At 50.2% G+C, this 23,103-nt stretch carries 10 protein-coding genes; 1 reads left to right on the top strand and 9 read right to left on the bottom strand.

Annotated elements, in window-relative coordinates:
* Nucleotides 1–51 precede the first annotated feature (51 nt).
* The gene (locus E0E47_RS16205; RefSeq protein ID WP_130894186.1) at nucleotides 52–1,968 is read right to left on the bottom strand and encodes a glycoside hydrolase family 127 protein; all 1,917 of its coding nucleotides are present in this window, start codon (nucleotides 1,966–1,968) and stop codon (nucleotides 52–54) included.
* 13 nt (nucleotides 1,969–1,981) lie between these two features.
* Entirely contained in the window at nucleotides 1,982–4,261 is a 2,280-nt protein-coding gene (locus E0E47_RS16200; protein ID WP_130894185.1) for a heparinase II/III domain-containing protein, read from the bottom strand.
* Nucleotides 4,262–4,419: 158 nt separating this feature from the next.
* On the opposite strand from E0E47_RS16200, the gene E0E47_RS16195 reads away from it, so the two are divergent.
* Nucleotides 4,420–6,342: a glycoside hydrolase family 97 protein gene (locus E0E47_RS16195; protein ID WP_130894184.1), complete on the top strand. Its 1,923-nt coding sequence runs from the start codon at nucleotides 4,420–4,422 to the stop codon at nucleotides 6,340–6,342.
* Nucleotides 6,343–6,423: 81 nt separating this feature from the next.
* Here the strand turns inward: E0E47_RS16195 and E0E47_RS16190 are convergent, their stop codons facing one another.
* The 7 genes from E0E47_RS16190 to E0E47_RS16160 all read right to left on the bottom strand — a co-directional run bounded on the left by E0E47_RS16190 (nucleotide 6,424) and on the right by E0E47_RS16160 (nucleotide 23,099).
* On the bottom strand, nucleotides 6,424–10,290 hold the full coding sequence (locus tag E0E47_RS16190) for a hypothetical protein (protein WP_130894183.1): 3,867 nt from the start codon (nucleotides 10,288–10,290) through the stop codon (nucleotides 6,424–6,426).
* Nucleotides 10,291–10,451: 161 nt separating this feature from the next.
* A complete protein-coding gene (locus E0E47_RS16185) occupies nucleotides 10,452–12,356 on the bottom strand; it encodes a DUF4979 domain-containing protein (protein WP_172604725.1) in 1,905 nt (634 codons plus the stop codon).
* 38 nt (nucleotides 12,357–12,394) lie between these two features.
* Complete coding sequence (locus E0E47_RS16180) at nucleotides 12,395–14,992, bottom strand: alginate lyase family protein (RefSeq protein ID WP_130894181.1); 2,598 nt, start codon at nucleotides 14,990–14,992, stop codon at nucleotides 12,395–12,397.
* A 13-nt stretch (nucleotides 14,993–15,005) separates the two neighbouring features.
* Nucleotides 15,006–16,730 carry a RagB/SusD family nutrient uptake outer membrane protein gene (locus E0E47_RS16175; protein WP_130894180.1) on the bottom strand — a complete coding sequence of 575 codons (1,725 nt, stop codon included), beginning with the start codon at nucleotides 16,728–16,730 and terminating at the stop codon, nucleotides 15,006–15,008.
* Between the two features lie 5 nt (nucleotides 16,731–16,735).
* Nucleotides 16,736–19,831, bottom strand: a complete 3,096-nt coding sequence (locus E0E47_RS16170) for a SusC/RagA family TonB-linked outer membrane protein (RefSeq protein ID WP_130894179.1) — start codon at nucleotides 19,829–19,831, stop codon at nucleotides 16,736–16,738.
* A 4-nt stretch (nucleotides 19,832–19,835) separates the two neighbouring features.
* Nucleotides 19,836–21,467 carry a fasciclin domain-containing protein gene (locus E0E47_RS16165; RefSeq protein WP_130894178.1) on the bottom strand — a complete coding sequence of 544 codons (1,632 nt, stop codon included), beginning with the start codon at nucleotides 21,465–21,467 and terminating at the stop codon, nucleotides 19,836–19,838.
* 18 nt (nucleotides 21,468–21,485) lie between these two features.
* Nucleotides 21,486–23,099 (bottom strand): RagB/SusD family nutrient uptake outer membrane protein, encoded by a 1,614-nt coding sequence (locus E0E47_RS16160; protein WP_232038485.1) that lies wholly within the window; start codon nucleotides 23,097–23,099, stop codon nucleotides 21,486–21,488.
* Nucleotides 23,100–23,103 lie beyond the last annotated feature (4 nt).

Raw genomic sequence — 23,103 nt, 5'->3', positions numbered from 1 at the left:
AAGAATGGCTTTCTGTTTTCATCGGCACAGTCCTGACACGAGAGATAGGTGTCAGCGCAAATTCCAATATACCACGTAACGTTGGCGATGGACATCATACAAGGGCTTGACCTCCACGCCGTCGGGCGTGACGAACGCCAAAGCCTTTCCCTTGCGTTGCAACACGTTGCCGGGATGCTTCTCGTCCCAACGCAACGCACAGGGCAGTCCTTCGGGAATATGATAGTCGTACGAATAATAATCATTGTACTTCGCCGGATCGGAATACGGTGCAGGCGCTTGCATGCCTTCCGTCCCCAATTCACCGGCCAGTACCACCGGCCCGTAAAGCAAAGCCCCACGCTCCGTCCCGTCCGGTGTACGCTCCAGACGCAGTCCCATGGCATAATCCGCTTCTATACGGTCGCCATCCTTCCAACGGCGCGACAGGAGGATATATGAGCCGGGCTTTTGCCGCACTTTCACCTTCTTGCCGTTGACTTTCACGTAGACCTCACTGCTCCATGACGGATAGCGGAGCCTTACCGTCAGCTGCTTCGGCTCGTCCAACCCGACCGTAAACGTCACCTTGCCCTCTTCGGGGAAACGGGTATCCTGCCGCAAGACCAGTCCTTTTTCCTGCCATTTCACTTCGGAAGGGATAAACAGATTCACGAAGATGCCGTCCCGGTCATGATAATAAATGGCTTCGGCATACTTGGCGTGGTTCTCGAACCCGCTGCCCACACAGCACCAAAACGAGTTCTCGGGCGTGCTGTACACCCGGTGCGTACCCGTCTGCAAAGGAAGGAAATAGGCCACCATCCCCGACGCAGGGTCCTGTTGGCCGAGGATGTGGTTGTACAAGGCACGTTCGTAATAATCGGCCACCTCGGGCGAAGCATCCCAACAAAACAAGTGGCGGCTCAGTTTCAGCATGTTGTATGTGCAACAGGTCTCGCCTGTATAACCGCTGATATGCGCGGTGAACTTGTCCGTGGGGAAATAATGTTCCTTGTCGCTGCTGCAACCCGGCGCAAACGTGTGACGGTCAATCATCGTATGCCAGAAAAACTCGCTCAGGGCCTTGCTGTCCGCATCGCCGGTCAGTTCATAATTCCGGGCCTCGGCCAACACTTTCGGGATGAACGTGTTCGTGTGCTTCGTGCCCAAATCGTCCTTTTGCGCCTTCAATGGGTCGATGACCTCGTTGTGGTAGAAGAAACCGGCCAACCATTTGTAACGTTCGTCGCCCGTCAAGGCATAAAGGTTGTAAAACGACTCGTTGATGCCTCCGAACTCGTTCCTTATCATCTTGCGGCGCGTCTCTTCCGAAAGGGGTTTGAGTTTCGCATAGGCCCAGTCGCCCATCTTCCCCGCCACCTCCAAAGCCTGCGTGTTGCCGGCATAAAGATATTGGTCTATCAGCCCGGAGAATATCTTGTGCAAAGTATACCACGGTGCCCAAACACTTGTGGCACGGATATTACGGTTAATCAGTTCTTCAGGAAATGCACTTAAATAACCGTTCCCAAGGGCAACCTGCACCTCTGCCAAACCGGCCACAAGACTGTCGCCTTTCAGTTTGAACACTTCGCTTCCCGTCGCGGCATACATCAATGACAGGGCCGAAAGGAAATGCCCCGTGGTATGTCCCCGCAACTCGCAGTCTAGGGACTCCCATCCGCCCAACTTCTTCACGGTCATGTAACCGCCCTCTCGCCCCGCAAAGATACCGGCCGTGGTCCGGAAACCATGCAACAAGCGGTCCACGCCAATAGACACCATCCAAACGGAGTCCCGCATCATGTTGTCGCGGAAACGCCCCGGCAACAACCTTACGTCCTGCAATTCAAAACTCTCCGCAGCAAGCGGCACTTTCACCCCTTCCTTGAATTTGTCCCCGTATATGCCGGGATAAACGGATTGGGCGCAAGCCATAGTGGCACAGGCACACAACAAACTACATAACCATTTTCTTTGTTTCATCTATCTATGTTTTTTATGATTTAACCTGTTTCTTCAATATCACATTTCCATCCTCATAGACCACCTTTTCTGCATGTCCGTTCACCCGCAAGGATGAAGGACGCGAGCCTGCATGGAAAACAGCCCGCACGTAGGGCTGTCCTTGTACGTGCACATCCAGCTCCTTGCCTTCGGCATGCTGCATCACGAACAACTTCGACAAGGAAGAATAATAAGAAACGCCGCCCCGGCGCAGGGCACTGCCATAGCAAACGAAGATGTCCCCGGCCGTAGACGGATCTGCCCCTTCGTCATACGTCACGGTGAACATATAGGCATCTGTGGTCCACCCGTCGGCCTCAATCCATGAATTATTGTGCATCAACCTGCCGTCGGCCTGTTGGTTGATATACATGTCGGTCACTTTACCACCGCGACGCACCCGCAGCCCTATCCAGTCCTTGCCTTCGCGTTTCTCCATATAAGGCAGGTCTTTGTCTCCGGGATGGTCTTTCAGGATGATGGCGGTCAACCCTTTGATGCGTTTATGCTCACCGGGCAAATGGAATGAATAATACTCCTCTTTGCCTTTCAAGTCTTCCGTCGGTCCGGTCTTCACTTCCCAATACAAATCTTCCGGATAGTCATGCACGAAATCGGACAAGGCCAGCAGACGGGGATAAAGCGGACGGATGATGACAGACGCACTATCCGACGTGACGGTCAAGTCCGGCCCCCGCTTCACGGCTTTTCCGCTATAATGCCACAACCATTCGAAGTGCCCGGCATGATGTGCCTTGATGTCGTCTATCACGTAAATGACCTTATCCATCCAAAGGAAATGGCGGAAATTCCGGCTGAACTTGTCCGCCATCGGCCCCGTACCGTTGGCCAACACGTATTTCACCTGCCCGTTATCCATCAGATGATGCAGGCTACCGCGCAGATAAGAGCCTTCATACTGCTGTTCCCGCGACTGCCCTTCGCCGTTGAAAAGCACCACGTTGTGCGCATCGCTTTGGAAGAAATATCCCCGGTATTCAGGATTGGCATAACCACAATTTCCTGCATCCTTGAGGATGTCCACGCCTTTATGGAAGAGTATGAGCGAATTGGCATCGGCATGCGAGTGGTTCCAGGTATGCCCGCTCTTGACGGCCAACATCGTGGCATCCTTTTTCCATGAATCGCGCACCATGGCCCATCCGAAATCTTTCAGCAGCCATGAGGTCGGCAAATCCGGTGTTTCGGGAGCCTTCCGTGTGTCCGGCATGTACAGGAACCCCATGGGGCGGTTGCGGAAATAACCGTCACGATGTTGCCCTTCCTGTACCTGGTTGAAGTACCACAGCATGTCCGGACGCTGTATCCCCAAAGCATACAAGAGCATCATGCTCGACTCCGCCGTCACATTCTTATGACTATCACCGAATCCTACATCATAAAGAATGCCCGTACGCGGATAACATACTTGCAGGAAATAATCGGGCAGCTTTTCCAGTTGTGGCACGGGAGAAGCCTTCCGGCCGGGATGCACGTTCTGCCAGGCTATCCTGTACTGCAAAGCTTCCTGTATGCCGAAGTTGGCATAGTTGAGGCTTTCGTACATACCTCCGGCCTCGTCGAACGTCTTCATCTTGTTTTGCAACACGTCCCCGGCAAAACCGAACCATTCGGGCATGACCTCATTCAAGGTTGCCGCCCACTCGCGGGCCTGAGGCAGCTCGTTCTGCAACGCCAAAGCCAACAAGCCCGCATTGTACACGCAAGAGGTCCACCAGTTATGTCCCATGGAATTGAGGGTATGGATACGCGTGGGTTCCAATACCCAGTCGCCCAAAGCCGGTTCCAACCCGAGACGGAGCAACTTTTCTGCCAAATCCTTCCTTTCTTTTTCGGACAAGGTCTCGTAAATGGCATCGTACGCCAGGGCGGACATCAGGCATTTGTGGGACAACCCCAAATCGGACCGCCATACGGGCTTCCGCGACAGCATTTCCTCGCTTCCCCATGTCTTGGCACTCGTCAACGATTGCAAAATGGACTTCAAACGGTCGGCATAACGTTGGTCGCCTGTCATCAGGTAAGCCAAAGATAGATAGTCCGCCCTCCGGAAATTATTTCCTTTCAAAGCCCCGTCGGCCACCTTGCGGATGTCCTCCCAACAACGGGCCATGCAGGTATCCGACTCCATCCTCGACTTGGCCGCTTCCACCCTCGCCTTTGTAAACAGCAAGGCCGGATGCTTGACTTGCTGCGCATACAGCGAAAAGGAGAGGAAAAGTCCTCCCACACAAACAAAAAACTTTTTCATCTTATATCTAAATCATTAAACGCTTCTATATCCTAATACGATTGAAAACCGCAAAATACTGACTCGAAAAGAAAAAAAATCAGTTTGGCGTAAGTGAATTGCCTTTCCCAATCGTATTAGGATATGAACAAGGTTTTAAAAATCAAATTTTACCATCAATGAAAAAACAATTCATTTCTTTGTGCATGTTGTGGTTGGCCACCTCGGGATGGGCCTCGCCACACACTTACAAACTATGGTCGCCCGACCGCAATTACGAGTTCACCTTTACGCAAGAGGATTCGGACGGTGCAACCCGGCTGTCCTACACCTTATCATACAAGGGAAAAAAGATTATAGGGAAATCAGACCTGGGAGTAGACATAGAAAACAAATTATTGGAAAGTGCCCTCGGCATTCCTAACGACCCTTGCAAGCAGTGGGGCGACAACCGGGCTTTTATCGGGGCGGATTCTGCCGAACACAAAGAGACATGGAAACCTTTATATGGCGAACGGGCAGAAATCCCAGACCATTACCGCAGCCTGTGTGTCAAGTTCAGGAAAGGAGAAGCCCCTTCGGAAAAAGCACCGGACGGTTATGACCGTTCCCGTACTTATTTCATGAACGTGGAAGTGAGGGCTTACAACGAAGGCGTGGCTTTCCGCTACCACTTCCCTGTTACCACCAACGGGCTGTTCCTGCATATCACCAAGGAACTGACCGAATTTGCCATGCCCGAAGGCACCATGGCCTACTATGAACCGTGGGCACAGGCCCCCATCACATTGCTGCCGCTAAAGGGATGGGACGGAGAAAGCGAACGCCCCTTGACCATGAAGCTGCCGGACGGATTGACCGTGTCCTTGGGCGAAGCCCGCATGCGCGATTATGTGCGTACCAAGTTCGGACTTTCCCCTTCCCGGCCGAACACCGTCACGGCCAACATGTATGACTGCGCGGATGTCATCTCGCCCTACGATACGCCTTGGCGCGTCATCATGGCGGCAGAACGCCCCGTAGATTTGATTGCCCACAACCATATCTACCTGAACCTGAACGATCCCTGTGCGCTGCAAGGAGACCTTTCATGGATTAAACCCGGCAAGGCATTCCGCTGTGGGTTAAAACAAAAAGACGCGTTGGCGGCTGTGGATTTCGCAGCCGAACGAGGCCTGCAATACATAGAACTGGATGCCGGATGGTATGGGCCTGAGATGTTCATGAGCAGTGACGCCACAAAAGTGGCCGAAGGTAAGGATCTGGATTTCAAAGCGCTTTGCGACTATGCGGCCACAAAAGGCATCGGCGTATGGGTTTACGTGAACCAACGCGCCCTGATCCAACAATTAGACGACATACTTCCCCTTTATAAAAAATGGGGCATCAAAGGCATCAAGTTCGGTTTCGTACAGGTGGGCAACCAGTTCTGGACCATCTGGTTGCATAACGCCGTACGCAAATGCGCGGATTATGGCATCATGGTGGACATACATGACGAGTACCGCCCCACGGGATTGAGCCGCACCCTGCCCAACCTGATGACCCAGGAAGGCATAGCCGGTAACGAAACCATGCCCGACGCACGGCACAACACCACCTTACCCTTCACGCGTTTCCTTGCCGGACCGGCAGACTACACGCCTTGTTACTTCAACAACCGGGTAAAAGCCACACACGGCCACCAATTGGCCATGCCTGTGGTGTATTACAGTCCCATCACTTTCCTCTATTGGTACGACACGCCCCAACTCTACCGAGGCGAAAAGGAACTGGACTTCTGGAAACACGTACCGACCACATGGGACGAGACCTACCCGATAGACGGGCAAATCGGTGAGTACGTAGCCATCGCACGGCGCAGCGGACAAAAATGGTTTGTGGGAGTCATGAACGGTATGGACGCACGGACACTCTCGTTACCCACGGAGTTCCTGCAACGGGGAAAGAAGTATGTGGTGACACTTTACGAGGATGACCCTGATTTGGACACACGTACCAAGGTTGCCACCAGACAAAAGACCATCAAAGGCGGCCAGTCCCTCAAACTAGAATTGCAAGCTTCCGGCGGGGCGGCCATGGAAATAGAAAAAGCCCCATAAGAAGCATCCATTTTTTGCCAATACTAAAAACCGGGGATGCCGTTCTTGGCATCCCCGGAATATTTGTACTTGTTACCCTCGTCAATGTACCACAACCTTCTTACCATTTACAATGTAAATTCCCGGACGGGTAGGATTCGAAATGGCACGCCCCGAAAGGTCATAGGTTCCTTGCATTCCTTCAACCACCGTGTCTGCCTCCACATCATTGATGCCGGTCACATCATCTTCGGTCACGTTACTTCCGTAATAGAAAAGGCTAAAATTATCGAACACAATCCAGTCGGAAGGAACCACCTTGGTGTTTTTCAAGCCCACTTTCATGTCTTCTACATCTTTCTTGATTTCTACGACAAGCGTATTGTCGTAAAGATGTTCCTCCATATAATCGACAGCTGCGGCCACATTATTAGGGATATACAAATCCTGCGTCAAGACCTGAGAAGCCGTTCCCAACTTTTTCTCTTGTCCTCCTGCCATGATATTGTTAATCAGGGAAGACTTGTTATATAAATAAACAGCTGCGGCCACGTTGTCAATGCCGGAAACATAATCCTTACCGACTTGGGAATAGGCACCCGGACGTTCAAAACCCTGTACCCCGACACGATACACCCCTTTGGGCATTTGTTTCAACGTCTGATACATGTCGAACGTCGAAGAAGTATTGCACAGCCCGTTCGTGAAAAGAAGCACGTCGGCTTGGGCGCATTCCCAACCGTCAAGGCTTTCCATACCGGCATTGTCTATCAGGAAAGAGAGATCGTAAGCCGACAGGTTGTCAAGCACCGTGTTCGTCATAAACGAAGTGATGCCCGTGTACATCTCGCGGATAGCACCATCCAGTTCTTCTACGGTCGTAAGGTTGTCCACTGCCGCTTCCATCTTTTGGATCAAGGCCGTGAAGCTACCGGAAGCATCGTCCGTGGCATCATGGTGTGAAACTTCCACCATTTCCTTGGCACCTGCCACATAACGACGTAGTTTCTCACGATTCAAAGCCACCTTACCTTCGTCCACCAAACGCAACTGGTCGGCCGTGAGGATGACCCAACGCTGGCTGGCTGCCGCATTACTGAAATCCTGCGAAGAAGCCGTCTTTATCTCTCCGTTTGCCTCGGCCTGCAATGCCGGAGGAGTCTCAATCCTACGCTTGCCTTCGCATATCCAATACCCCTTGGTATTAATGGAATGTTCACCCGCTCCCAAAATAACCGGAACACGGCCTCTCATCAGGTGGAAACTTTCATTCTCTCCGGGTTCGGCCACTTCGGCGGTCTTGATGGTACCACTCTTGAAAGTAAAATACTTACCCGACTTGGCATTACGCAACAGGTAATAGCATGTCTGGGGTTGGAACACAAGATACCAGGCGTAGGCATCGTCACCAACCAATTCGTCCGTAGAAACAGCACGATAAGCCAACGTGCCGTCCGCATTCTCTGTCAGGTAAGCCGTCCCGCGTCCGTAAGCCTCATCTTCGTTCGTGATATAGTATTTAACATCATCCTCGCTCTCAAATATATAATAAGGAGTGGGCGAACCACCGGAAGGAGGCAAGCCATCCACTCCCAATCCAAACGTCTGCAAGGCATTGGCGATATAAAGCAAACGTGTGCCATTGTCAGCCCCGGCTCCGTTGATGCCGAAAGGCCCCATGTGCATGCCATCACCGTTACACAAATCCTCCCCATTGGTCAAAAACTCCACAATAAGATTGGCCAAGTCACCTTGCCACCATACACCGGACTGGATTTTAGGCATTTTGGTGGGATACAAACCCTGCCACTTGGTAGATGCCTTGAGTTCTTCATACCACCAACGTCCGTGTTGACCTACTCCCACACCATGATTGGATTCATGCATTACCGTTCCAGTGCGTTGGTATGCAGGGTTAGGACCTACCGACATCCATCCCCCATAACTACATTCTGCCGTCGGAGTACCGGCACCAAAAGACACTGTAATCCCATAATCCCGTATGCTCGTCCATTTGTTGTAGTAGTCCATCGCCTCGCGACACGCATTACTAATCCGTTTGTTGTCGTCCGGTCCTCCATTGTTAGCATAACTCCAAGTACAGTTCCCCATGGGAAGCGTTATGATTTTGCGCACTTCACCGTATCCCACGGCATTACCCTGTGTCATGGCAAAAGCACGTACATAATATACTGTGGCCGGTTCCAAAGGTTCCATGATATAAATGAGACCGGGATAGTTCAACACTTGCTCCCCTTCGGTCACATAATTGTCTGCCAAAGTCGGTTCTTTGTGGGTGGCCCAACAATAGCCCTGCAACTTGATGTCCTTCTCTTCCATGCCATTCACGGTGACACGTCCCAAAGCTCCGACGGCACCACGGGGAATGAAACTCGATGTCACCACCCCCGGCACATCACCCGAAGGATTGGCCGCATAATACAGCAATTCTGCTTGAGCCAACTCCTTGACCAACAATTCTATTTCTTCCCTTGTACTCTTGGCCGCCTTGTAAAGCCCGTCAGCCTTGTCGATGGCCGCCTTCAGCCCGTCCGCGCCGTTAGCCAATCCTTCGGCAAGCACCTTCTCCGACTTTTGGATGACTTCCAAGAAGAAAGCATAATCCCCCACACTGGTTTGCGAGGCATTGATTGCCGCACGCAAAACGGCTGCATAACCCGCGATGTCTTCCACCTCAGTCACAGCCTTGGCTTCTTTCACGGCCTTCGTCAGCGCGGCAAGACTGTCGGCATGCTGGTAGGAAGCGAGCAACGCTTCTCCTTCCTGTATCATCTGCTTGAACTCCGCAAACTGGACATCGGCATCGAATCCCGCATAATAAATATGGAAATCATCAAAAGCCACTTTGTCTCCGGTACATCCTATTGTGTTCACTCCTATTTGAGCCTGATTGTCCACTACCACGAAATCGAGCGTGTACTGAGCTGTTCGGTTCAGTTCTTTCTTCGCATTGTTGGCATACACATAAGCACCACTCTGTACAATGGCCGGATTACTTTCCTGAATGTTTTGAGCCGACAATGTAAGCCGGTAATTCCCGTTGGGCAATTCTACAAACTGGTAGATGTCAGCATCCGGCACTTTTGCCCCACCATTCCAAATTTCACAATAATAGGAACCGCTCTTCAGCACAAAAACGTCATTGCCTTGGGTGCCGAACCCAGTAGACACCCATCCCTTGGTATCGTCCTCAAAATCTGGATTCAACATATTGGAAGTCATTTCCAACGGTTCTTCGGGTGAAGCCAACGCAAGCCGGTAATTATAAATGGCAGCCTTCAATGCAGCATACACCTCGGTCACATCCTTAGTAGAAGTCCCGTCTACCACAGCTTTCCCGTCAGCCAAAGCGGCATCGAGCACTTTCTGTTCGGGTGTGTCAAGATGCTTGTCGATACTCTCGGCTTCTGTGATAAGTTTGCCCACCTCTTCACGAAAAACTTCATAAGTCTCTTCCGTTGGTTCTTCAAGAGTCATGTGAAAATCATCCACACATACGTAATTCCCCGTTGCCCCTTGTACAAGGAGACCAATCTCCAATGTACCATCTACCGTCGTAGTCTTCACGTCATATTTTCCCGGCAAATTAATTTCGGTTTTGTCGTCATTGGCATACAACCACACCCCTGTCTGTTTGGCATCGGCATCATTCTGTTGGATGTTCTGCGCGACCACGCTCACCGTATAAGTACCCGCAGGCAAATCGGTTAACACCTGCTCGACACTGCCATCCGCCACCCGGCTTCCGGCTCCACTCCAGGTCTCGACATAATAATCGCCCACCTTCAAAGGGAAGTCGCTATTTCCTTGGCGTCCCATCCTACTGATTTCCCAACCGGTAGCTTCCTCCTCGAAGCCGGGATTGACAATGCGCTCCGTCATGTCCGTCTGTGCATGCAGCGACAAGGCCACGCACATGAAGAGAGATAGAAAGAATTGTTTTTTCATTGTGGTTAATTTTAAAAATTAGAAATCAAGATAATTATTGGTGCTCCTTCTCAATTTGATAAAAGAAACCGGATTACCTTGTTACAAAGGTAAGGGAAAGCCTCAACCAATACATTGAATTATATCGACAAAGAATAGCACTTTACCACCCATTCTTACATTTATCTCATATCCCCCATGCAAACCTTCAATGAACGGCATCGCCTACCGTTGTCACTCCAACGCAAGACAAATACCCCACGCCCCGGCAGGTGTATTTCCGTCTTGCCACATCTGTCACCCAACATACTGCAAAGGCTACCATCAGCCGAATATAGCCGTAAATCGAGCAATGCCCCGTCTGCCCACAGACGAAGCACGCTCCCATGTACATCATAACGCACATCAGCAACGGTTTGTATTGATGGCACTCCCGTAACAAAGTTTTCCAGTTCTTCCACACTACGGAATGTTTTAACCCAAGCCACACGATAAACATCATTCACTAATCCCGCCACTTTCAAACCGAACCGCGAAAGTTCCCATAGGTCTTCACTGCCCAACCGGTTATCCGCACCGAAATTTCTCGTGCGGAGGTCGCAATAATACACGTTGTCCCCGATACGGCCGGTCCACTTACCGTAACCGTTGCCGAAAGGCCCGCGTTCCGTGTCCACCGCAATCCGGTCAGGTTCCGCGCCGTCCACCTTGATGGCAAACACAGGCCAGTTACGCCCATCAAGCAAAGTCTTTCCCGTCAACTTGATGTCCCCGCGATAGGAACCGTCAGACTGCTTGGCACAATGCACCACCATACACCCGTCATCCACAGCAAGCTCCACGCCGGAAGTCACAGCCGTCCATCCGGCCACCGTCGCATCCGCACGGGCAAAGTCTTCATCCAAATGTCCCAGACCTTCGGGAGCAGGCAACGGAGCAGCCTCATAGAACAATAAAGACCCGCAATCACCTTCGGGATTGAAACCCTCAGGACGGAACTTCTCCAATAACTCCTCCGTATAGGGCATTTCCAACCCACGGCGATGGACATAATGGTTGAATGGAGCCTCGAAGATGGGACGTATCACCCCTCGTCCTTTTTCCGATATGACCGGCCAGTTGCTGTATTTTCCTGTCACATCTTTCCATACCTTGTAAGGGACATCGTAGCCCAAATTGTAACGTGCCACATACTCGCACCCTTTCAAGAAACGGTTGTCCAACAACCCATAAAGGTCATCTCCCTGATGCCAAGCTACCTCACACACCATCGCCATGGCCGACAGTCCCAACATGCTATGCTGTTGGTCACGCCCGCTCTCCTGAAGCTGTCCGGTCTCACCGTCGATATAGTTCCGAATCGTGCCGTTATCCTCCCCGTCCAGGTAAAAGTCCTTTGCCCGGTCATACATTTCCCTGTCATCCGTCAGGATGGCTGTTGCCATATAAGCCTTCGTCACGATCAAGCCCCAATTTCCGTTGGTACAGGCCGGCATGGCATAAAAATCGTCCATTGCCCGCTGAAAATGTTCCTTCAACATAGCCACGACGTTTTCAATCTCGGTCCCAGGGATTCCGGAGTCCGTATGCTTCAGTATTTCCAAGGCACTGGCTATCTTAAATCCTTCCAAGCCTGCCAAAAGCATGCGGTCGTTCGATTCTGGTATTCCTTGCAAGGTAGAAGCATAAGCCGAAAGGATATCCATCGATTTACGGGCATACATCCGGTTGTCCGTCAACACCCACATCAGGGCATCCTCGTAGGCCGCACTGAAATCCGAACTCATCCCATTCGAGGTGTACTTGTAATCCGGATGGTCGCGCGAAATATAAGGATAAGGGCCGTTCATTTTATACGCCTCTCCTACTCGGGGCGAAGATTTCAATAATAGAAAACCTTCATACACAGGATAAGCCCGACGAGCAATATAGTCTTTCATTCGGAACACGCTCTCCTTCGTGACAACGATACCGGGGTGGACAAACGACTTTTCGCCATTTTCCTCTAATCCGGCACTTTCTGCCTTCATGCCCCAAACACTGAGTAAGACCAATAACAAGCCACGCAAAAAATGTCTGTGTGTCATATCATATCTTTTATTTACTGTTCCACAAATTCCGTACCTCATGGCAAAACCAACTTTTTACCGTCCACCACATAGATTCCGCCCGGCAAGGCCACGCGCCAATCCGGCCGGGAGGTATCCACCGGCACGCGAGTACCGTCTATACGGTAAACGGCAGGAGAACCTTCACATTCCATTGATATGCGAGGCACAGTAAGAGGAGTATCTTTCAAATCCTCACCATAGCGTGCCATCAACTCTTCCAAGGTATAAAAGCCAATGTCATCTATTCTCGTGTCTTTATACAGCGACTCTCCATTCACGGCAAAGCACAAACCTTTCAATGTGTAAGCCTCTACGCCTTCCGCATAGCAATCCCCCAATAAAGGCTCGATACGGCGGTTGGCAGAAGAATCCAACTGCCAGACGAACAACTGTTCGTCTCCGCCCGCTCCGCATCCTTTCACGGAATAGGTTGCCGCCTGCCCGCTCGTACTGGCCTTCGTCTCGTCATCCATTCCTCTGGGTAACCGATAGGTTGCTTCTTGGAACGCCACCATGTTCAAGTTCACACCATGGATAGCCAAGTACAATTTATCCGAAGTTATATGATATGCCATAGGTTCGCCCACCACGGTAAAAGTCGGTACAAGTTCACTTGCATAACGATTGGAAACCAAAAGTTTGTCACTCTGGTCTGTCAGAATTTCCCCTTTCCCTATAGGAGTAGAATAATCACGGGAGTTCCACACATAATCGGTTTCTTCCGAAGGACGGGCTGTCTCCTCCACACGGATAGAACGCAGACGGACTGCATTATCCGTTCCTTTTACGGTCATACGCAACACACTGGCACCCGCACGAAGCCTCAACACACCTAACTCATGTTCTTGGAATCCTTGTCCCACAGGCAATTCGCCCCCAACAGCCGTGCCATTATCCACTGCGGCATACAGTGCGCCTCCAACTACCGACACCTCAGCATCGGCCCAAATGCGATAATACCCGTCTTTGGCTACGGTAAAACTATAGTTCATCCATTCACCATCTTCCATCCCGGTTACGACATAGCTATCGCCTACCGTTTCTATTTCCACGGTACCGTCCGTACGATACAACTTACATTTTTCCGTGCCTTTGTCATGGTAAGTCAGCCCTTCACCGTTTGCGGCCAAACTATAGAAGTCATAATCCACGGCCCGTATCGTTCCAGGCAAGGCCGGAAGCCCAGACACATGCCGACCATCCACAAACGTCCCGCCATCTCCGGCCATCCAAACCGTACGGTAATCCAACAAACCTCCGGGCATGCTGCCATCCTCCGCCTTCTTCACATCGAAAGCACGCTGTACCCAAAGCAAACTATCTGCCGGTAATCCCATACGTACCTTATATTGCATCCACATCGTACCGGGACTGTGGAACTGCTTCCCTCTCGTCCAATCCGTTTGGTTTCCTTCCGACCATGGATTGATTTTCAGGCCCTCCCAACGGGCACAACGCGCCATGCGGCGGATGAATTGCCCATTCTCCACCGTTGGCTCAAAAAGTTCTTCTTCCGGCCAATACTTGTTCTTCATCTGTTCACGGTTATACCAACCGTAGTTGTACTTGGCCGCATAAGTGATGCCCTGCAAGATTCGCCCGCCGTAGGCAGAAAACACGTCATCGCCTTGGTTCCATGCCGTACGGGCAATGTCCACCATATTACACATGCCGTCCATGATATGCCCTTGGTCACGCGAAGCCTCCTGACACTGGCCGTTCTCCCAAATCCAATACTTCAACTCATCGTCATAACCATAGTCTTCCTCCTCGCCCACCGTAATCTTGCTTGCGTCATATAAGATATAGTATTCATCATTCACGTGTGACTGAACACCGTGCGGTATTTTCGGCCCTTTAGGATAAGGCAGGTCATCCTGACGATGGGACAGGCTCAACAATTTTCGGTAAGCCCGCTCGTAAATGGTATCGTTGTCCAAATAGATACCCATGGCCATCAGGGTACGCAAACCATACAAGCCTTGGTTGCCATGTCGTCCCGGATCACCTTGAAAAATATTCCAATACACCGTCACACGGTTTTCCAACGTGTCGGACGAGGAGTATTTGGCATAATAATCTTCCACTGTACTATATCCGGGACTCACCAGGAAATCCTTGAACCCCTGTTGGTCTTCGGGTTTCCATCCCTCATAATCACGCAATAATTCGGCAGCCTCAATGAGCATGGTAGCCTTGGAAGCATCCAAGCAATTCGTCCCATAAGGTTTAATACTACGTACGGGAGCATAGCGGTTCAGCACGGCCACGGCTTTGTCCGCATAGGACGTTTCATCCGTCAGCTTCCACATCATGGCATTATGGAAAGCCACCTGTCCGAACTCATCCAACCACAAATTAGGATTATCCCAAATGACAGGCTGCCCTTCGTGGACAGGCAAAGGACGTTCATAGTCACGATAAGTCGTGTAACGGCTTTCCTTGAATTCAAGGAAAGCCGAATAATAAGGTTCTTGACCGGCATCCACCATGGCCCGCATCCTGTCGATATCAGCCTGTGTATAGGATATGCCGGGATGCTTAAACACACGCTGCTGCCCCATGGCATTCAGTCCGGCCAGGCAAACGCACAATAATATCATCTTTTTCATACATCCTCCTTTTTTATTTTCCGTCAAACTTCACCGTCGTAGGCAAATACCAGTTCTGCGGATTTTTCAGTTTGGCGCGTATGGCCTCGCGTCCGCTACCCGTAAACTTATCTGCCACTTTGTCTGCCAAATAAGAAGGATCGTTCCGATAACGGGCAATGCGCATCAGGTCATGGAAACGGTTACCCTCCAATGCCGTCTCCAAGGCATATTCCGCAAGAAGTTCGTCCTCCACGAATCGCAGGGTATCTTCGGCCGTAGCACATTCTTCGATGACATACGTCGGGTCAAGCTGCAGGTTCTGTTGCCCACAACCACGCCCGTGCAAACCGTAGTTCCCGGAGAAGAAGCCCACATTTCCCGAATACGTAAGCCCGAAATCTATCCAAGGCTCACCGGTCAATTCGTCTTTCAACAGGTCATTGTATATTTCATAAGTATCCTTGTTCAGGCCATATTTCAGCACACCATAGAATGCCAGTTTAGGCTTTCCCAAGCGATTGACGGCCTCGGCATAACGCAGGTAAACCAAAGCCGTGCGGCACAAGACAACGTAAGCGTTGTCATTGGCTTCCATATAATTATACTTGTCCACATACGGACGTTCCGTCTCACTCCCGTTCACGGTTTCCATCTCCCGGACGTATGTACCGTATTCTCCACGCAAGTCTCCGCTCACGGGTTTGGTGTTGATGGTATAAGCCTGTCCATTGAACAAATCAATCAAGGTTTGGGACGGAGCCAGAACATACGAAGAATTGAACATTTTGGATAATCCGGAAGAATTCCCTGCATATTCGTCAGTAAAAGGAATAGCTGTCAAAATGTCGGAATACGCGAACCCTGAGAACTGTGTCGGCCAATTCATTCCGGCAGGCAACAACGTGGACTCATTGTAGGAATTTGCATAAGAAGATGTCGTCAAACGGTTCCAATATATCAGGTCATAATATGTTTGCGCTGCTTTCAAGAAATCACGGTTCCACATATAAAGTTCGCCCAACACGAAACGTACAGGCAACATCAGTTGGTTGGCCGTATAATTCTCGTATCGCACGGAACCGGCAAAACCAGGATCGGCATTTCCCATCACCCAACCATTGCTTGTCGGCGTGTCATCCGATACCATCCAAGGCAACACGTTTTCCAAATCCTGAATCAACACAGGCAACAAACCATCCAAATCCAATGTCCGCATCTCCACCGGACGACTCACATCCAAAAAGGCATCGTCAGCATACTTCACCCGTCCATAATCCAAACACAACTGCAAGTAACACCAAGCACGGAGCGTCTTGGCCTGTGCCATATAAGGACGCAACACCTTGACAGGATAATTCTTATCCTCCTCCCTACGGGTAATAGTGGTATCCAAGCGGTGGATATAATAATTGCAATTGTTAATCAACGCATAATAATCGCGTTCTTTCAGGTAAGAATTTTCCTCATCCACATTGAATTCACAGATGTCATGCAATTCCTGAGAGGAGTTTTCCGTCACATCCATCAGGTCCCCCCGGAGTTCGCCCATAATCACATAATTGTCCCCGACAGCCTGCAACCCTTGCAACAGGCCGAACAACCCGGCCCGGGCTGCTGTTTCGTCCTCGTAACGCTGCCCATCGGTTTTCAACACGGCATCAGAATCCGTTTCAAAAAAGTCGCTGCAAGAAGCGCACAACCATCCGGCGCATCCAAAACCTATATATAATAAGGTATATCTCAAAATCTTCTTCATGGTTTTTACAAATTAAGTTTCACACCGATTTGATAAGAACGACCGTGGCTCAACAATCCATTGTCGATACCTTGGTACAACACACCGGACTGCATGGACACGTCCGGATCCGGCCCCAGATACTTGGTCAAGGTCAAAAGGTTGGAAGCACCCGCCCAAAACGTTACGCCTTGGATATAAATGTTGTTGATAGGCCAACGATAAGACAGACGTACATCCTTCAACTTGAAAAAGCTGCCGTCTTCTATCCAACGCGAACTGAAACGACTGTTCCCCATCGGGTCGCCATACACCGCTTTCGGCATATCCGTCACCTGTCCTTCGTAGCGCCAACGGTTCATGACCGCCTGAGTCTGGTTGAACGTACCGGACATGCTCTCCAAAGTCTGCCGTTGATAATTGTATATATCACCGCCGCATTTGAACGTACAGAGTAGGTCCAAAGCAAAACGCCCCATCGTGAAACGGTTTCCCCACGAACCAGTGAAATCAGGATTCGGATCACCTATGACCGTTTTGTCCTTATCATCCAATACCCCGTCTGCGTGCAAGTCGGCAAAACGTACATCACCGGCATGAAAAGTGCTATAGGAGGCATCTTCATTCTGTATCCTCAATCCTGCAACACGCGCCTCGGCTTCCGTAGCATACACCCCGTGAGCCTCATAACCATAGAACACTCCGGCAGGACGGCCTACAGAAGTCAAGACTTCTCCCCCCAATATCTCCGTAGTGTAATCCCCATCCGGCAAGGCCGTGATTTCATTCCTATAGCGAGCGATGCCTATTTCCGTATTCCATTTGAACGGTTTGGTATCCAACACTTTGGCAGAAAAGGCTATTTCGATTCCTTTGTTGGAAAGTTCGCCTCCGTTTTGCAGGAAATCTTCCAAACCGGTTTCCGTATCTGCTTGCTTCCATGTGAGCAAGTCTTTCGTCCGATGTTGGTAATAATCCACGCTGATGCCCAACCGGTCGTTCAGGAAAGCCAAATCCACACCCACGTTCCATTTGCGTGTCGTCTCCCATTTCAAGGCAGAATTGGCAAGGTTCGCCAACTTCAGACCCACGGCTGAACCCAGATAATTCACTCCGGAAAGATAAGAATAGCCATACATACCGTCGATGTTGTCGTTCCCTGTGATACCGAAACTGGCTCTTAGGTTCAAACGGTCGACAAAAGCCAATGGACGCATAAAACGTTCATTAGTGACTAACCATGAGCCACCTACACTCGGGAACGTCCCCCACGTGCCTCCGCACATCCGGAAACTTCCGGGGGCATCCTTTCCGAAACGGGAAGAAGCATCCATGGAAACTGCCGCCCACAAAGTATAACGTTCCTGATAGGTATATTTTCCTTGTGCATACAAAGCCACGGAACTCCAATCGGTGTTCAAGCCGTCCACCGTACGGTAAGACAAAGAATTATTCATGTTCGATACCTTGTCGTTTCCCGTATTATGACCGTCCTCATATACACTCTTGAAAGAGGAATTCATAATGCGGTATCCCACAAAGGCATCCACAAAATGGTCATTGTGAATCAACTTATGATAAGACACTTTGGCCTCACCGAACAAGTTGTTCTGTGTTACCGTCTGGTCCTTCACCGTATTCTCCCACACTTGATTGCCAACGACTTGCGGGGACACGCCTACCATCGGGGAAAAATAATGGCTTTTAGAGTTATTGAAGCTATAACTAAAACGCCCCTCAACTGACCAGTTGTCCGTTATGTCCCATTTCGGTGCCAAACTCACCCCGAAACGGTATTGTTTGTTCGTATTCTCGGCATTGGCCAACAAAGCCAACGGATTGGACACACCCAAATCATCCACGTCATTCAGCGTGTTCGTCAACTGAGTACCATCGTCAGTATAGCTGTATCCCACCAAAAAAGGAGCCTTAACCAGTGCCAAATAACGCGGCGAGGTGGTCTTGTTCACCCCGTCATCCTGAAGCGTATAATTCAGATTCGTAAAATACACATCCGTAGCCAAAGTCAAGGTCTTGGTCAGGAACACATCGGAATTGATACGGGCGTTCAAACGGGAAAAGTCCGTTTCTTCCACTACGCCTTTCTGTCCGTCATAGCTCAACGAAATGGAATACTTGGCAATATCGTCCCCGCCCTGCACATTAATGCCGTAATGCTGCATATTGCCGTTACGGGTCACATTATCCGTCCAATCATTATGCTGGTGGTAAGTGGAATAGTCCGCTGCTGCCGGATTCATTCCTAAATATCCATCGAACAACGTAGCCCACTTGCCAGACTGCCCGCTGCCTTTCAGCATCTCACTCAAATAGGTACGATAGGCATCGCTCCCCATCACCCTCATGGCTTTAGGAGCCTGTTGGAAACCGAAAGACAAGTCGGCTGCGATACGGGTCGTAATGCTGCGCCCACGCTTAGTCGACACAAGGATAACCCCATTAGCTCCTTTACTGCCGTATAAAGAAGTCGCGTCCTTGATAACCTGTACGGACTCTATGTCGTTCACGTCAATAAAAGCCAACGGATTCTCATAAAAGCCGTCATGAACGGTCTCCACCAACGTAGAAGTATCCCATATCGTACCATCCACAACGATCAAAGGCTGTGCGTTCACATTTAATGAATTGTATCCCCGTATGAACATGTTGGAACCTTCACCGCCCACAGCACTCCGGGTGGCCGTACGCACATCGCTTCCCCATCGTTCCCCCAACACATCATCTAATGAAACGGCTTGCGTATTGGTAAAGGCATCCTCCCCCTTCAACGTCAGGAACGCATCACTGTACACAGAAACCTCCTTCACCGAATCGCCCTGCAAAGGCACGATACGCTGCAAGTATCCTTCCGAAGAAAGCGTCAATTGTACCATATAAGACGGTACACGCACTTTATACCTACCATTTTCGTCTGTCAAAGAAGACCACGCTCCGGCAGCCACCTTTACGCCTTGCACGGGACGGCCCGTCTGTGCGTCCGTCACCTTACCACTCACATAAATCTTCTGCACCTCTTTTCCGCGTCCGGAAAGTTCCCCGGCCTGTGCGGAAACAAATCCCAAAGCCATGGTCATCATGGCATATTTTAATATGTCCGTCATCGCATTATTCTATTACAGGTTCAAAAATTAGGCAATCTATCCGCATGGTACGGGTATATTTCGTCGTCTCATTCCGGGCCACATTCGCCTGCACACGCAGTTTCACGCAATCATTATCCTGCGTTTCAGGACCGGAAAAGGGGGATTCCGAATAGTTGGCATAAGGCAACTTGATTTGGGTGACGAACATCTTCGTCATGGTACTGCCATTCGTCGGAGCCTCACCCACGATTACCTCGTCCTCATACATCCGACCATCCTCATGCACATAATTCAAATAAAAATTCACTTTCGTACTGTCAGCTTCCACGCCCTCCATATAGGCACAAGCCGGAGCAAACACACAATACACGTTGTACCGAGCTGCCAATGTATTGGGCACGGTAAACTGTACAATAGGCTGTTGGCGGGGATTCTCACTGGTAGCCGTCACCTCAATAAAACGTTGTTCTGATACAGAATCCCGAAACAGCGTAGCGGACGAGCTGCGCGAACTGATAACCGCATAATTGGACTCGCGTCCCGAAGTATTCTCGGCCTCGACCACGATGGTCTTCAACCAAGACTCCTCCGGCTTATGGAGCAAGTCATCGGTTTTCCAAATCCGGCCGTTGCTGACCGGTTCTTCAACGGCCCCGGCTAACAGGTAAGAAGGATGATGGAATACATTGCCCGAAGTGGAAGCCAAAGAATCACCGGGAACAGAGGAAAAATCAACGTCCTTGCGGAATACCAAATCCATACAAATGGCTTGCTTCATCCAAGCTTCCGACAAGGAGTCCGACAAGGCCGTACTTACGGCATACTCCCTGTCTGGAATAATCAAGGATTTCACGGTGTCTTTCAACGTCTCGCCGAAAGTACGGAAATACTCTGCCATACGCCCCCGGCTTTTTTTCCATCCCTCATCAGAGGGAACAATCATCGTGTACACACTGTCTTCCGAATGCAAGTGGCCATACCGCTGCAACCAATCATTATTGAAATCGAAAATCGAATCGTACACGATTTGTCCCGAAGCGTTCTTGCCGATAGCCGTACTCTTTTCCTCATTGAACGTGTATTCGTCAAAAGAAGTCAGGAATGCCGCAAGCGAATCCGTCCCATTTCCTTCCTGGCAGATATTCTCATACAGATTATAATAGAACGGGGCTATCCGCGACAAACCGTGAACCAGTCCGTTTCCGGCCGGGATTTCTTCTGCCTTTACCGGAACTCCGGCAAAAGTATAGTTACCGTTTTCACGGGCATAGTCCTGCGATTTCCCGTTCAGCATTTTCACCCTCACGGAAGAAGTATCGGCCAAGTCTACCCCTCCATAAAGGTAACGGGAAATATGGTTCTCCAAGAATTGAGACTTCGTTTCCGCATTCACCGTGTAACCGGCCATAGCCTCATTGTCCGGAGCCCATACCGTAAAGGTCTGGTCCGTGGCCAATACGGAATCCAGTCCCGCACGTTTCACCACACTGCAAAACTCAGAGTACTCCGGCATGCTCTCCAACACTTGCATCAGGTTACGGGTCTCCACGGTCCCGTCCAAACCGTAATGCTCGTCCCACAGGTTATCCTGGCAACCGGCCATAACGGCCAATGCCCCGGCGGCTAACGATATTTTTATCATAATCTTCTTCATGATGTCCTTCATTTGGAATTACTGTTCTTTTGTTGCATAATATGAATTCTGGTGTAATTGGGTATTGGCGTTCATCTCCGTCAACGATATGGGAAGATACCAAGCCAACGGATTGGACAGGCGAGCCTTGTAAGTAGAAATCTCACGGGCATACGCCTCCTCTAACAAAGCATACGAATTTGAAGTTGACCCTTCCCGGCGCACCTTGCGCAACAGGTCGTACCATCTCTTACCCTCGAAGCAAAGCTCGCGACGACGTTCTTGCAGAACCATCGCACGCACGTCATCCATCGTAGGATAATCTGCATACTCCAATGAATCCATTTCCATCGTGGCACGCTTGTAAGTGACGTTACACAACGAGATAACCGTCTTCCGTTCATCATCCGTCACAGCCATTTCGGCCAAAGCTTCCGCTTTCATCAAATAAATGTCGGAAAGACGGTAGAATATCCAATTAGCCGTACTGGTAGAACTTCGGTAAACATATTCTCCCGAAGAATGGGGCACCAAAGCCGATGCCGGCGACTGCCCTTCATACTTGAACACTTTGAAACTCGTAGGAGGAACAACAGCACCGTCCGACCCGACATCCACAGTAGCTGCCACAAAGTCACGGGCACGGTAATCATATTGCACGTCCTGATAAGCATTGAACATTTGCGCTGTCGGTTCGAAATGCGCACTCTTACCCTTGCTACTGTTACCATACAGATTGGCCGTAGCACCATTCATCTTCCCTTCGCTGTCGAAATTCAATTCGAAAATGCTCTCGGTGGAATTTCCATTATAAAAAACGGAATTGTACATACGGTTTCCCTCCACCATCATCATCTCCGTCTCATATAAAGCTTCGTTGCGCAACACGCGGTCACAAGCATCCACACAAGCCTGATAGTCGGCACGTGCATCGGCATTGCCTACATCGGAAGCTTTCCACAAATACACATCGGCCAGAAGCGCACGCACGCCATTTTTTGTAATGCGTCCACGAGTGTACTGTTCCGTGGGCCACTCCTCTGGAGCATAACTTTCCGCCAGTTTCAAATCCTCTATCATGGCCGGTACGATAACACCGTCAGCCGAACTCTGTGCCACTTGGTAATCCTGCTGTTCACTTTCGCTAGGTTCCGTCACGTAAGGCACATCACCGAAACTACGTATCAAATAGAAATAACAGAGCGCACGCAAGGTATATGCTTCTGCCAGATAATTGTGCAAACGTTCTTCGGTAAAGTTGGCATCACGATCACGTACGGCAGGAGCCGACTTAATGACCTTGTTACAGATATTGATGACTTTATAAAAATCGCCCCAAGTCACCAATGCGTTAGAGGACAGCAAATTGGCATCTTTCAGATACTGTTCGTCCGTAGAAGCCGATGTCGAATAATCCATATTGTCCGAACGCGCCTCCCCCCAATAGATTATCCGGCTAATCACATTGTCTTCCAACATAAAACGGTAGCAAGAGGCCACCACGCTCTGCACGTCCTCTCCCGTCTCCCAATATTCATCGTCCACGATGTCATCTTCCGGATAAAGTGTCAGGAAATCGTTGCATGCAGTAAAAGCCCACAGGCATGAGGCTGCCAACAAGATATTTTTCAGATAGTATTTCATTGTTTTCATCATT

It is taken from the genome of Paraprevotella xylaniphila YIT 11841, assembly GCF_900683745.1.
In the GTDB taxonomy this organism is placed as follows: domain Bacteria; phylum Bacteroidota; class Bacteroidia; order Bacteroidales; family Bacteroidaceae; genus Paraprevotella; species Paraprevotella xylaniphila.
The sequence above is the reverse complement of the archived record's forward strand: the minus strand, read 5'-3'. Positions and strand labels throughout refer to the sequence as shown.